This window comes from Pseudomonas putida, from assembly GCF_028682635.1.
GTDB lineage: Bacteria > Pseudomonadota > Gammaproteobacteria > Pseudomonadales > Pseudomonadaceae > Aquipseudomonas > Aquipseudomonas putida_AE.
Map to the genome: position 1 here is coordinate 1 of NZ_JANHLK010000054.1, position 13,417 is coordinate 13,417.

The 13,417-nt window shown below is 58.4% G+C and carries 14 protein-coding genes; 4 read left to right on the forward strand and 10 right to left on the reverse strand.

Annotation, left to right across the window (positions count from 1 at the left end; translation table 11 throughout):
* Nucleotides 1-52: 52 nt before the first annotated feature.
* The 6 genes from flgE to NPS56_RS30560 all read right to left on the reverse strand — a co-directional run bounded on the left by flgE (nucleotide 53) and on the right by NPS56_RS30560 (nucleotide 5,159).
* Complete coding sequence (flgE, locus tag NPS56_RS30535) at nucleotides 53-1,363, reverse strand: flagellar hook protein FlgE (RefSeq protein ID WP_274078102.1); 1,311 nt, start codon at nucleotides 1,361-1,363, stop codon at nucleotides 53-55.
* Nucleotides 1,364-1,394: 31 nt separating this feature from the next.
* Entirely contained in the window at nucleotides 1,395-2,114 is a 720-nt protein-coding gene (gene flgD, locus NPS56_RS30540; protein ID WP_274078103.1) for a flagellar hook assembly protein FlgD, read from the reverse strand.
* Nucleotides 2,115-2,129: 15 nt separating this feature from the next.
* Entirely contained in the window at nucleotides 2,130-2,573 is a 444-nt protein-coding gene (flgC, locus tag NPS56_RS30545; RefSeq protein ID WP_042607186.1) for a flagellar basal body rod protein FlgC, read from the reverse strand.
* Nucleotides 2,574-2,576: 3 nt separating this feature from the next.
* Complete coding sequence (gene flgB, locus NPS56_RS30550) at nucleotides 2,577-2,984, reverse strand: flagellar basal body rod protein FlgB (RefSeq protein ID WP_274078104.1); 408 nt, start codon at nucleotides 2,982-2,984, stop codon at nucleotides 2,577-2,579.
* A 369-nt stretch (nucleotides 2,985-3,353) separates the two neighbouring features.
* Nucleotides 3,354-4,181, reverse strand: a complete 828-nt coding sequence (gene cheR, locus NPS56_RS30555; RefSeq protein WP_046817752.1) for a protein-glutamate O-methyltransferase CheR — start codon at nucleotides 4,179-4,181, stop codon at nucleotides 3,354-3,356.
* A 45-nt stretch (nucleotides 4,182-4,226) separates the two neighbouring features.
* Nucleotides 4,227-5,159, reverse strand: coding sequence for a chemotaxis protein CheV (locus tag NPS56_RS30560; protein WP_274078105.1), 933 nt, complete (start codon nucleotides 5,157-5,159; stop codon nucleotides 4,227-4,229).
* Nucleotides 5,160-5,240: 81 nt separating this feature from the next.
* Here NPS56_RS30560 and flgA point away from each other — a divergent pair, with 81 nt between their 5' ends.
* The 4 genes from flgA (at nucleotide 5,241) to NPS56_RS30580 (ending at nucleotide 7,848) form a co-directional block, all read left to right on the forward strand.
* Nucleotides 5,241-6,002 (forward strand): flagellar basal body P-ring formation chaperone FlgA, encoded by a 762-nt coding sequence (flgA, locus tag NPS56_RS30565; protein WP_274078106.1) that lies wholly within the window; start codon nucleotides 5,241-5,243, stop codon nucleotides 6,000-6,002.
* 168 nt (nucleotides 6,003-6,170) lie between these two features.
* Entirely contained in the window at nucleotides 6,171-6,494 is a 324-nt protein-coding gene (gene flgM, locus NPS56_RS30570) for a flagellar biosynthesis anti-sigma factor FlgM (protein ID WP_274078107.1), read from the forward strand.
* A gap of 48 nt (nucleotides 6,495-6,542) precedes the next feature.
* On the forward strand, nucleotides 6,543-7,010 hold the full coding sequence (locus NPS56_RS30575) for a flagella synthesis protein FlgN (RefSeq protein WP_274078108.1): 468 nt from the start codon (nucleotides 6,543-6,545) through the stop codon (nucleotides 7,008-7,010).
* 91 nt (nucleotides 7,011-7,101) lie between these two features.
* Entirely contained in the window at nucleotides 7,102-7,848 is a 747-nt protein-coding gene (locus NPS56_RS30580; protein WP_274078109.1) for a flagellar brake protein, read from the forward strand.
* Nucleotides 7,849-7,913: 65 nt separating this feature from the next.
* Here the strand turns inward: NPS56_RS30580 and NPS56_RS30585 are convergent, their stop codons facing one another.
* The 4 genes from NPS56_RS30585 to NPS56_RS30600 form a co-directional block, all read right to left on the reverse strand.
* Nucleotides 7,914-9,284 carry an MFS transporter gene (locus tag NPS56_RS30585; protein ID WP_274078110.1) on the reverse strand — a complete coding sequence of 457 codons (1,371 nt, stop codon included), beginning with the start codon at nucleotides 9,282-9,284 and terminating at the stop codon, nucleotides 7,914-7,916.
* Nucleotides 9,285-9,345: 61 nt separating this feature from the next.
* Complete coding sequence (locus NPS56_RS30590; protein ID WP_274078113.1) at nucleotides 9,346-10,587, reverse strand: glutamine synthetase family protein; 1,242 nt, start codon at nucleotides 10,585-10,587, stop codon at nucleotides 9,346-9,348.
* Between the two features lie 260 nt (nucleotides 10,588-10,847).
* Nucleotides 10,848-11,540, reverse strand: coding sequence for a sensor histidine kinase (locus tag NPS56_RS30595; protein WP_274078111.1), 693 nt, complete (start codon nucleotides 11,538-11,540; stop codon nucleotides 10,848-10,850).
* Nucleotides 11,537-13,141 (reverse strand): response regulator, encoded by a 1,605-nt coding sequence (locus NPS56_RS30600; RefSeq protein WP_274078112.1) that lies wholly within the window; start codon nucleotides 13,139-13,141, stop codon nucleotides 11,537-11,539. The genes NPS56_RS30595 and NPS56_RS30600 overlap by 4 nt, the downstream gene beginning before the upstream one ends.
* Between the last annotated feature and the right edge of the window lie 276 nt (nucleotides 13,142-13,417).

Consider the following 13,417-nt stretch of genomic DNA (forward strand, 5'->3'; position numbering starts at 1 on the left):
AAAAAACCCCTCTTGCGAGGGGCTCCTTGTGCAGGCTTTCAACCAACCCGCATCAAGCCATCTGAATGATGGTCTGCATGATGGTGCTCTGGGTCGAGATGGTCTTGGCGTTCGCCTGGTAGTTGCTCTGCGCCTTGATCAGGTCGACCAGTTCGTTGGTCACGTTGACGTTGGACTCCTCCAGGGAGTTGGAGTGGATTTCACCCAAACTCCCGGTTTGCGGAGCATCGTAGCCCGGAATACCCGAACTGTAGGTTTCTTTCCAACTGGAGCCGCCCACTGGCTGCAGACCTTGCTCGTTGGTGAAACTGGCCAATGCGAACTGACCGATCGGCTTGGTCTGGTAGTTACTGAAGTTGGCCAGCATGACGCCGCTGCCGTCGATGGTCAGGTTGGTGATCTCGCCAGTGGCGTAGCCGTTTTGTGCCGGAATGGAACGCGCGGTATCGGCGTTGAACTGGGAGGTGCTGCCCATGGCGATGGTCAGGCCCGCCGGGTCGGCGGATGCGCCGTTGGCTGCCCAGACACCATTGGTCACTTTGCCCGGAACCCAGTTGGTGATCTTCAGATCAGGGCTGACGACTGGAGGAGTACCCGGAGTGGTAACCGAAACCAGCTTGCCGCTGGTATCGAACGCCATGACGGAAGTCACCGGAGGGGTCGTCTTCGGGTCGCTGCCATCAGGATTTCGACCATCAATCAGGGTGTAGGTGCTCCAGGTATTCGGACCAGTCTTGACCATGTACTGGTCCATCGAATGCTGGTTGCCCTGGGTGTCGAAAACCGGGGTAGTGAACTGCTTGCTGTAGGATGCCGTCTTGCTCGGGTCGAACGGGTTTGCCACGACGTCGATCACATCGGACGTAGAGTTCAAGTTGATCGTCGACGATACGGTCGTGGTGGCTTTCGGCGCCAGGTTCGACGTATCGATACGCAGGTCGGTCAACACGCCGTTGATGATCTTGCCGTCGGCATCCACACCGTAACCCTGCACTCGCGCCGAATAATCGGTGTTGGTGACGTAGCCGTCCTTGTCGACCTTGAACGTACCGGCACGGGTATAGGATAACGAACCGTTGTTGTTCAGTACGAAAAAGCCCGAACCATTGATGCCCACGTCCAGCACGCTGCCAGTGCCGCTGCTGACATCGCCCTGGGTAAATTGCTGGGAAACGTTGGCCAGGCGCACACCGCTGCCGACGGTCTTGTTACCTGTGCCCAATTTGGTGGACGAGTACACGTCCGAAAATTCCGCACGGGACGATTTGAATCCGACGGTTGCGACGTTGGCGATGTTGTTGCCGGTTACGTCCAGTTGCTTGTTGGCGGCATAGAGACCGCTAAGGCCGATGTTGAAAGACATAGTCCACTCCGTTGTGCCGGGTTAGTCGGCTCTATATACCAATGGTTTGCACTTTGGACAGGGCGATACTGCCCAGCCCAGCCAGATTGAGCATCAATTCACCGCCGGTCTGGCTGAGAGTCACGCTGGTGACGGTTGCTGGCAGGTTGGTGATCAGCGCAACGCTCTGTTCATCGATGGTGGTCGCTGCGGCAAAGGTGTAAGTCCCCACCGGGGCCACGTTACCGGCATCGTCCTTGCCATCCCAGGTGAAGCTGGCATTGCCGGCCTTCTGATCAGTCAGCTCGATAGTGCGAACGACCTTGCCATCCTTGTCGGTAACTTTCACCGTGGCCGAGGCTACGGATTGAGGCAACACGACCGCCCCGGTCATGCCCTTCGTTGTATCGACCACTGCCTTGTCGCCCGGCGCAATGACCGAACGGCCAACCAGTGACGAAGCTTGCAATGCCTGTGATGAGCCGAAGGCGCCAGCAATGCCGCTCACGGTACCGTTGAGCGTGGTGATGCCTTCAAGGCTACTGAATTGTGCCAACTGCGCCACGAACTCGCCGTTGTCCTGCGGTTCCAGCGGATTCTGGTTTTTCAATTGCGTGACCAGCAATTGCAGGAACGCATCCTTGCCCAAGGCCTTTTTACCCGAAGCGCTACCCGCCGCTGACGCCAGACTATCGTCTGTCTTGGTCTTTACCGCGGAGTTGGCCAGGATATCGTTGATATTCAAACCACTGGTGGTATCGGTAACACTCATCTGAGTCGCCCCTTATCACTGACCGAGGGTCAGGACCTTCTGCATCATGGTCTTGGCGGTATTCATCATTTCGGCGTTGGTCTGGAACGAACGGCTCGCGGAAATCATGTCAGCCATTTCTTCCACCACGTTGACGTTCGGGTAGTAGACATAGCCCTTGGCATCGGCGGCCGGATGGTTCGGCTCATAGCGTGCTTCAAGGTTGCTCTGGTCTTCGACCACGCCCAGCACCTGAACGCCTTGACCGGCCGCGTCCTGGTTCTGGAACAGAGAATCGCTGCCGCCAGCCTGGCCGCCCTGGAACATGGTGGCGAACACCGGGTGACGCGCACGGTAGGTCTGGTCGATGCTCGAGGAGACCGTCTCGGCGTTGGCGATGTTCGAGGCCACGGTGTTCAAGCGCGTGGTCTGGGCACTCATTCCGCTACCGGCAATGTTGAAAACACTGGACAGGGACATGACTTACTCTCCGCGCAGGGCTGACACCAGCCCTTTGAATTTGCTGTTGAGCAGGGTGAAGCTGGCCTGGAAGTTGACCGAATTTTCCGCGTAGTTCGACTGTTCCAGCTGGGCGTCCACGGTGTTCTGGTCGATCGACGGTTGCATCGGCGTGCGGTACATCAGCGACTCGTCGCCATTACCCAGGCCCTGGGCTTCGATATGACGGTTGTTGGTCATGTTCAGGGCGAAGGTGCCGTTTTTGGCCTTGTCGTTCTGCGCCTCGAGTACTTTCGAGAACTCCAGGTCCCGCGCCTTGTAGTTCGGGGTGTCGGCGTTGGCAATGTTGTTGGCCAGGACTTCGGCACGCTGGGCGCGGAAGCCCAGGGCCTTTTCGTGAATACCGAGCGCTTTATCGAAGCTGATGCTCATGTCGGGAAACCTTTGGGTGACCTGATTTTTCGTAGGATGGACATAGCAAGCGTCATGCCAATCCAGAAAACCCCGTAAACCGGGGCTTTGCGGGCATTGGCCCCGGCGGCAACGACAGAAAAGCGGCAACCGGCTTCCGCTGGATGCCGCTTTTCTGCCGCTTGCCTCTGCTTACGAAGACGCCAACCTACCCTGTGGGAGCGAGCTTGCTCGCGATGACGGTGTGACAGTTCGCATTGATGTCGACTGACATGACGCCATCGCGAGCAAGCTCGCTCCCACAGAGGTCATGCGGTGCCTGTGAGAAATCATCAGGGACAAAAAACGGGAGGCCCTGAGGACTCCCGTTATTTTTGCAACACCAACGATTCATTTCGCCTGGTAAATAATCCCCGGGCTGCACTGGACCATCTGGTAATGATCCGGCAATCCGTTCAACGCTTCTGAAGCACCGAGGAACAGATAACCGCCCGGCTTCAACGTGCTGTGAATACGCAACAGGATGTCCTTCTTCACTTCGGCGGAGAAGTAGATCAGCACGTTGCGACAGAACACGATGTCGAACTTGCCAAGGCTCGCGTAGCTGTCCAGCAGGTTGAACGAACGAAACTCGACCCGGCTCTTGATTGGCGCCTTGATCGCCCAGCGCCCCGGCCCTTTCGGGTCGAAATAACGCTGCAGGCGTTCGGGAGACAGGCCGCGACCTATGGCCAGGCTGTCGTACTCGCCCGTCTTGCAGTTGTTCAGCATGGTGCCCGACAGGTCGGTGGCCACAATCTGCACGCCCATCCTCAACTGCCCTGGATTGAACCGCTCGAACTCATCAATGGACATCGACAGCGAATACGGTTCCTGACCCGACGAGCACGCCGCCGACCAGATCCGCAGACGCTGGCCGGGACTGGCCTTGATCGCTTCAGGCAGCACCTTGTTCTTCAACACTTCAAACGGATAGGTGTCCCGAAACCACAAGGTTTCGTTGGTCGTCATCGCATCCACGACCATCTCGCGCAATCCGCTGCGCGGCTGGGTCTGGATGCGCTGGACCAGTTCACCCAGGGACTTGATGCCCTGCTGCTCCATCAGTTTGTTGAGACGGCTGGAGACCAGATACTGCTTGTTTTCACCGAGCAAAATGCCACAGGCTTTTTCCAGGAACACCCGGAACTGTTCGAAATCCAAATTACCCGTAGACAATGCTGCCGCCTCTAAAATCGTGTGACTGCCGGGGGCCGAACGCCCCTAGCTGATGTCTGCTGCCTTGATCCGGTCGACTACCCGGGATGCCAGGTCATCAGGACGGAACTTGGCCAGGAAGTCATCGGCACCGACCTTCCTCACCATCGCCTGATTGAACACACCTGACAACGAAGTATGCAGGATGATATGAAGCTTTTGCATGCGCGGGTCGTTGCGGATCTCGGCCGTGAGGGTGTACCCGTCCATCTCCGGCATCTCGATGTCGGAAATCATCATCAGGAATTCCTCTTCCGGCCGCTTGCCCTCGTCGACCAGTTTGCGCAGGTAATCCAGCGCTTGCCGGCCGTCGTTCAACGCCACCACTTCAACACCGACCGTTTGCAGGCAACGGGTGACCTGCTTGCGCGCCACCGACGAGTCATCGACCGTCAGCACGCGCAAGGAGAGCGCCTTGTGCTGGGTCTCGACATCCACCACCCCGGCGGAAATCGCTTCCGGGGTCGGCGCTACTTCTGCCAGCACCTTCTCGACGTCGATAATTTCGACCAACTGGTTGTCGACCCGAGTCACCGCCGTCAGGTAGTGATCGCGCCCCGTGCCCTTGGGTGGCGGATGAATCTCCTCCCAATTCATGTTGACGATACGTTCCACCGAGCGCACCAGGAATCCCTGGGTCTTGGTGTTGTACTCCGTGATGATCACGAAAGGGTTGCCCTTGTCCTTCAAGCCACCGGAACCGGTCGCCATCGCCAGATCAAGGATCGGAATGGTCGCCCCCCGAATATTCGCCACGCCACACACGACAGGACTGGACTTGGGCATCAACGTCAGCTTGGGGCATTGCAACACCTCCCGCACCTTGAACACGTTGATCCCATACAGCTGCTGGCCGTCGAGACGGAACAACAGCAACTCAAGGCGATTCTGCCCCACCAGTTGCGTGCGCTGGTTTACCGAATCCATTACACCAGCCATGCCTGACTCCTACGCCAACGCCAAGTGTTGTTGCGACGCGCCTTCTGCACTAAACGGCACGGCGCTTGCTTTTTATCTGTCATGAACACAGAACCGACATTTTTCCGCCGCCTGACCACTCCCTGCCGCCAATGGCTCGGGATGTTGTCGGCTGTTTGCCTGTTCAACGCTGGCAGCCCTGCCCTTGCTGACGCGGTTACCTTGCCTGACATGCTTATCGGCGTCACCCAGGGCTTTCTTGAATTCACCGTAGAGGACTATCTGGCGACGAGTCAAACCCAGGGTCGCTACGAAATCCAGGTGAACCCGCTTGATCCGCGCCTGCGCATGCCCATGTGCGACAAGGAATTGACAGCCACCCTGGAGAGTCCAGCCAAGCCTTTGGGCCGCGTAACGGTCAAGGTTCGCTGCGAAGGAACATCCCCCTGGACCGTGTTCGTACCCGCTCAAGTACGCCTGTTTCGCGAGGTCGTCACCACCACCCGGCCCCTGCGTCGTGCCGGCATTGTCGAACCGCAGGACGTCATGCTGCGTGAGCGCGATATCAGCCTGCTCAACCAGGGTTACCTGACGGACGCGGACCAGGCCATCGGGCAACGACTTACCCGACCAATGGTCAATGATCAGGTCATCAGCCTGGTGCACATCGAACAGGCGGAGGTCATACGCAAGGGTGACCAGGTGGTGATTACCGCCCGCAGCGGTACGCTCAGCGTGCGCATGCCCGGCGAGGCATTGGCCGGTGGCGGCCTGAGCGAACAGATTCGAGTCAAGAACCTCAATTCCAAACGGGTCATCAAGGCACAGGTCATCGCGCCGGGCCAGGTGGAAGTGTCCATGTAGGGCTCACTGGGGGTGAAGAAGTGGCGCCGACCTCGACGCTTCCCTAAACTGTGTGCCAGGCACGGCAAGCGCTGGCGCGCGCAAGCTCATTTTGATAAATGAGCCTAAAGTTTTTCAGGGAACGGCCGAAAACATGGCAAGCGTCCAAATTCCCAGAGGTTTTTTACCATGGTCATCGATTTCAGCCGATTGAACAGCTCCTCGTCACTCACGGGCAGTACACGTACCACCGCCAAGGAAACTGCCGAAACCGGCAAGTCTGCCGAGCCCAATACCCCGGCCGAACAGGCCAATACCGTCAAAAGCGGCGAATCGGTACATCTGAGCAATGAGGCGCAACAGTTGCAGAAGATCACAGATACGCTGCGCGATCAGCCTGCCGTCGACAAGTCCCGAGTGGCCGAGTTGAAAGCAGCCATCGCCGATGGCAGCTATAAAGTCGACAGCAACCGTGTAGCCAGCAAACTGCTCAACTTCGAAGCCCAGCGCTAAGCCTCGGCCCGCGCCAGGCTTTTGGACGCTTAAACCCCAAGGCCAGCCATGCACGACACTAATTTACTGCAACTGATCACCGACGACCTTGCTCCAGCGCAACGCTTGCTGGAGTTACTGCGCACCGAATCCCTCGCCTTGCATGGCCGCGACATGCAGTTGCTGGAAGAGATTCTGGCGCAGAAGCAGGCAATGATCATCGAGCTCGAACAGCATGGCCGCAAACGCAGTGAGCTTCTCGCCAGTCTCAACCTGCCAGCCAATCGCAGCGGCCTGGAGCAACTGGCCAGCCAATCGAGCGTTGGCGAAGCGCTGCTGGCGCAAAGTGATGTGTTGACCGACCTTCTGGCTCAATGCCACGCCGCCAACGCCAACAATGGACAATCGATCCTGGCACAGCAGGCTGCCACGGCTACCCAGCTGAGAATCCTTAATGGCGGTGAACAACCCGCGCTCTATGACGCCAGTGGATCATTCTCCAGGCTTGTGAAACCACGTCCGCTCAGTCAGGCTTGAGCCTGTCGATAAGCACGCTCTATCAAGACGCGAAACATACTGGCAAAATGCCGCACGCCGTAGTCAAAATTTGTCTGGAGATTGATTAACCGTGTCCAATGCCTTAAACGCGGAAGATGCGCCGCAGCCACCCAAGGTGCTCAGCACGCCCCTGGAAATCTCCGGCAATTTGCGCCAGCTGCTAGACAGCCATGACCCGCTGATCATCACGTTCCACGAGCGCAGCCAGCGCTTCCAGAGTTATCTGGTGGACCTGGACCGCGAACGCAACATGATTGCCCTGGACGAAATGATTCCCCGAGATGGCGAACGCTTCCTGCTGGCCGGCGAACCTTTCAAGGTCGAAGGATTTCATGAAGGCGTGCGCATCGCATGGGAAAGCAATGGCCCGCTGACCATCGACGAATCCAACGGCAGCCGTTGCTACCGTGGCACCCTGCCCGATGAGGTCGTTTACCACCAGCGCCGCAATGCCTTCCGGGCCGCGTTGAAACTGGCCCAACTGGTCAACGTCAATCTGGACGGTGAAAAACTCAAGGCATCGATCAGTGGCAAGCTGCTGGACATTTCCGCCACCGGCTGCAAGTTGCGCTTCGAGGGCGACATCACCGGCAGCCTGCAACTGGGTCAGGTCTACGACCGATTCAACGCCGACCTGCCCTTCGGTAAAATGACCGCGCCGGTCGAACTGCGCTACCTGCACTTCGAAGAAAAGATCAACACCACCTTTGCCGGCGTTCGCTTCCACAACATGAGCGGGCTGGTGCAGCGTCAGGTCGAGCGCTTCGTCTACCAGCTGCAACGCGAAGCGCGGCGCTTCGACAAAGACGACTTCTGAGACAAAGCTCTCAAGGCAAAAACGGGCAGCCCCTTGCGGTGACTGCCCGTTTTTTTACCTGAATGTCATGGCCTGGCTTCGGTAAAACTCTGCTCCCTGCCCGAATCCGGTTCTTGCGGCGGCTGATCGGTTCCCGGTTCCGGTTCTGGTTCGGAACCAGGCTCTGGTGCAATCGGATTCTGCATCTGGTCCTGCACCACCTGCTCATCCACCCTCGGATCGAGTGCCGCCACCAGTGGCGAACTCGACATACTGTCCGGCATGGCGACGTGATGCAGCGGTGCGTCGTCCACCTGATGCAGGTTGGTCACCGCTTTCGGACGAATTCGCCACACCAGCACCAACGCAAAGAAACTGAAGAACGCATAGAGCATCTGGCTGCCGAACAACTTCATCAGCACACCCGCCACCAGCGGCCCGATACTGGCGCCCACGCCGTAGGTCACCAGCAACATCGCCGTCAGCGATACCCGTCGATCGCCCTCGACATGGTCATTGGAGAAGGCCACGGCCAACGGATAGAGGCAGAACTGCACCAACGAACAGAGGAACCCGGCGATGAACAGGACTTCCAGCGGCACCCGCTCCATGATCGCCAGCGGCAAGGCGGCCAACGCCAGGCTGAATGCAAAGCAGCGGATCAACAGCGCCCGGTCATAGCGATCGGACAACCATCCCAACGGCCACTGCACCACCAACCCGGCAAAAATGCAGCTACCCATGAACAGGCCGACCTGCTCCGTCGACAACCCTTGCTGAGAGGCGTACAGCGGCGCCAGACCGTAGAACGAGCCGACGATCAGCCCTGCCCCCAGGACGGTACTCAATGACTGCGGCACGCGCTTGATAAAGAACCGCGGCTCCATCGGCGCGGGATGCAAGGGCGCCGGGTGAATCCGCCGGGTCAGGGCCACCGGTACCAGACAGAGGGTGAAACACAGGGCCACCAGCATCAACAGTTCCAGGCCCAGCCCCGGGTGCATGACCAGGATCAACTGACCCAGCACCAACCCCAGGTAGGAGGCGATCATGTAGCCGCTGAACACCAGTCCGCGCTGCTTGGCTTCGGCCTGCTCGTTCAGCCAGCTCTCGATGACCATGTACTGGCACATCATGCCAAGACCGACGATCACCCGCAGGAACAGCCACGCCGGCAACCAGTTCACCAGGCCATGGCCCAGCACCGCCGCGCCGACGATCCCGGCACAGGCCGAGTAGGCTCGTATATGCCCGACCCGCGCAATCAACCGATGGCCGATCTTGCCGCCCAGCACCAGGCCGAAATAGTTGGCGGCCATCAATGCACCGACCCACAGGCTGTCGACATGATCGGCAGCCAGGCGCAACGCCAGGTAAGTACTCAACAGGCCTGAGCCGATCAACATCATCAGCGAAGCGAAGTAAAGCGCTCGAAAGGACTTCCAGATTTGGCGCAACGAGCGGCTCCTTGCAGTGAGTGACGGGCTATTCAAACGATAGCCCGGTGTCGATATTTCGTCAGGCCTGGGCGGCCAGGACGCGCCGCTCCCAGGGAGTGATTTCATCCTGAAAACTGGTCAGTTCCATGGTCTTCGAAGCGATGTAGCCTTCGATGAACTCCTTGCCGAACAGTTCCATTGCCAACTGGCTACGTTTCAGACGCTCGAGCGCTGCATGCAAGGTACAGGGTAATGAAAGTTTATCCGGCACCTCGAACTCCCCCTGGATCGGCTCGTCGGGTTCCAGCTGGTGCTGGATGCCGTACAAGCCGCACGCCAGGCTCGCTGCAATTGCCAGATACGGATTGGCGTCAGCCCCCGGCAAGCGGTTCTCGACCCGACGAGCGACTGGCGAACTGGCGGGAATACGCAATCCGGCCGATCGGTTGTCATGGGACCAGCAGGCATTATTCGGTGATGCGAAGGGATGGTACAAGCGCTGGTACGAATTCACGTTCGGCGCAAACAGCGCAGTGAAATCCGCCATGCCGGCTTGCTGACCGCCGATGAAATGACGGAAGGTCGCGCTCGCTTGACCGTTTTCGTCGGTGAAGACATTCCGACCCGTAGCGACCTCGACGATGCTTTGGTGAATGTGCATCGAACTGCCGGGCGTATGCGCCAGTGGCTTGGCCATGCAAACCGCGATCAGGCCGTGCTTGAGCGCGACTTCCTTGAGCAAATGCTTGAACAGGAATGTCTGGTCGGCCAGCAGCAAGGGATCGCCGTGCAGCAGGTTGATCTCGAACTGGCTGACGCCCATCTCGTGCATGAAGGTATCGCGGGGCAGGCCCAACGCCGCCATGCATTCATAGACCTCGCGGAAGAACGGCCGCAGGCCATTGTTGGAACTGATACTGAACGCCGAATGCCCGTCCTCGCGACGACCGTCCAGGCCAGTGGGTGGCTGGAACGGCTGGGTCGAATCGGTATTGGGCGCAAAGACAAAAAACTCGAGCTCGGTCGCCACCACCGGCGCCAGGCCAATGGCCGCGTAACGCGCGATGACCGCCTTGAGCTGGCCGCGTGTGGAAAGGCTGGAACTTTCGCCCGTCAATTCGTCCGCATCACAGATGGCCAATGCCCGAGGGTGTTTGCTCCAGGGCAGGCGGTGGATCTGCGCCGGGTCCGGGACCAGTGCGAGGTCGCCATCATCGCAACCGTAAAAACGCGCCGGCGGATATCCGCCCATGATGCATTGCAGCATCACGCCCCGTGCCAACTGCAGACGGCGTCCTTCGAGGAAGCCTTCGGCAGTCATCACCTTGCCCCGTGGTACGCCATTCAAATCCGGCGTGACGCATTCGATCTCATCAATGCCGGTCAATCGCTGCGCGAGTGAACCCAGGCCATCGGTTGTCATGACGCAATCCTTGTTTTTATACGAGCCGCGAGCGGCAACTCGTACAAAATAGGCTCCGCGTGTTCAGAATATCAAGCACGTTACGCAAATATGTAGGAGCTGCCGGAGGCTGCGATCTTTTGATCTGTTTTTTAAAAGATCGCAGCCTTCGGCAGCTCCTACGGAAGATAAAGCCTGAAGACACCGCCGCCCAGAGGGCCGCCATTGCTGATTTCCGTACGTCCGCCTACGCCGTTACGTTGATGCAACGCGGCGATCCGACCAGCAAAGTACAGACCCAGGCCGGTGCTGCCAGTGCTGTGATTGATACCCTGAACGTACTCGGCCTGGCGCTCGATCATCTGCGGGGGATAACCGTCACCGTCGTCGTTGATGGTCAAGATCAGTTGCCCGGCTTCGTCGCTGGCGCTGATCAACACCGCATGTCGGGCATAACGGATCGCGTTGTTGATGCTGTTGGCCAGTACCGAAGCGATCAGCTCACGGTCGAAGAAACCCAGCGGGCTCAAGGGATCGACTTCAAAGGTGGCGGCAATACCGCGACTGGCGAACACGTCTTGATGGCAAGCCAGTTGCGCTTCGATGAAGTCATCGAGTTCGTGGTAGGCCGGCTGCAGGGGCATCTGGTTGACACCCAGTTTGTACAGGCCCAGCAGTTGCACCAGCATGCCATTGAGGTGCGCAAACTCGAATTCGATCACACCCTGCTCCGGGGTGTGGCGCGCTGACACCGGCAAGTTCGCCAGGCATTGGCTGTGGGCCTGCATCAGCATGGCCAGCGAGTTCTTCATGTCATGTACGGTAGAAGCAATCACCGTCGAGAAATCCAGTGCCTGTTGCTGCTCGTTCATTCGCCAAATGCCTTGTTCTTGAGCTTTTTATAACGCGCAAAACGCGCGTCGGTGTCCGGCATCAAGCCGACCATTTTCAGGCAGGCTCGACATTCCACCATTTCCGCCGAGGGGACAGTGGTATCGGTGCCGTGCAGCAACGCTTGCGCGAGGTTCAACGCGATACTGATGTTCTTGGGCTGCAGCGCCAGGGCTTTGCGGAAAATTTCCCGGGCCTGCACCAGGTCACCGGTCTTGTACACGCGCACGCCCTGGCGATTGAGATCGGCCGCAACGTTACCGGAGTTGAGGATGCTCGGATCGTCGGTCAACTTGGCAATGCCCTTCATCACCGCAGGATCGTCGCCGTAGATCTCCGCGCAGTTTTTCAACATCGAAGCGCCCGCACTCGCCTGACCCAGCATCTGCAATTGTTTGGCCACCAACAGCGCCGCTTCGGCACTCATGAACTGCTCCATGCCATCGAGCCGCATGATCGCTTGTTCGGTCAGTTTTTCCGCGGTTTCGGCGTCGTTGATCAGCAGACTGGTCGCCTTCATCAATCGCGCCCTGATTTGCAGACCAGGATCGGACGGATTTTCCTTGGCCACAGCACTCAGGGTCGTGTTGATTTCCAGACGAGTCCGGGTATCCAGGCCTTTTTCACTGCCCTTGCTGATCAATGCGTGAGCCAGTCCAAGGTTGCTTTCCGCATCCTTGAAACGTGACTGGGCCCCCTGGGCAACCGCCTGGCGGTAGGCTCTGGACGCCGTGTCAAAATCTTCATTGGTCATGGCCAGTTTGCCCAGCTGCGCTTGCCTGCGCACGGCCAGTGGTGACAAGCGAATCGCCTCCTCCAGGACGCGTTGGGCGGCCTTGGTATCCCCTTCGGCAACCAGCACCTCGGCCATGCCATCATAGAGCGCGGGCATCATCGGGAACACTTTCAGCGCTTTTGCGTAGAGGGCTTTTGCCTGGGTGACCTGACCGCGCTTGAACAGCAACTTGCCCAGCCCGGCAAAGGCCCAGGGCAAGGGTCGATCGGCAATGATGCCATCGTAGAGACGCTCCAGCACCTCATTCTGATTGAGGTCACGCAGGGCATCGGCGCGGTAGCGCAAGCACAACGGCGAATAGCGGATGTCCTGTTTGCACAAGGCGATACAGGCATTGAGTACTTCAACCGGCTTGCCCCGGTCCAGGGCCTGCAGTATCGGCTTGAGCAACGTCTTGCGCTGCACCAGTCGCTCCAGGCGCTGGGCCAGGCCGGAACGGTTGAAGGGCTTGGTCAGGTACGCATCAGGTTCGTGTTCCAGGGCGCTGAGCACCATGGCCTGGCTGGTTTCAGCGGTGACCATCACGAATACACTTTCGTGACTGATCAGTTTGTCGATCATCAGGTCTTCGAGCACCTGCTGACCGTTCTTCTTGCCATCGCCCAGGTGAAAGTCCTGCAGGATGAAATCGTAGGATTTCTGCGAACACATCTTCAGCGCCTGTTCGCCAGTGTCAGCCGTGTCCACATCCTTGACACCAAGCTCGCGCAGCATCGACCTGACCGAACTGCGGAAATCCGAGAAATCATCGACGATCAGAAAACTCTTTTGGTGATACGACAGCATCCAAGATTTCCAGGCAATTTAAGAAGAAGAACCGAAAGGCGAATGCACGAACAAGATCAGCTTCACTGCCCTTTATGGCGCGCAGATGATAGCTGTTAGCCATCATCCATCAAGGGATTTCTGTTGAAACCGTGATGAGCATCGCTGCGACCTTCTGGGTTATCGGCCAGCAGTAGGGATCTCTTGAATGATGTGGGAGCGAGATTGCTCCTACAGGGGGAGGAGCCAGAAAGACAAAACCCCTACCTGCATGCGCAGATAGGGGTTTTGGAATTT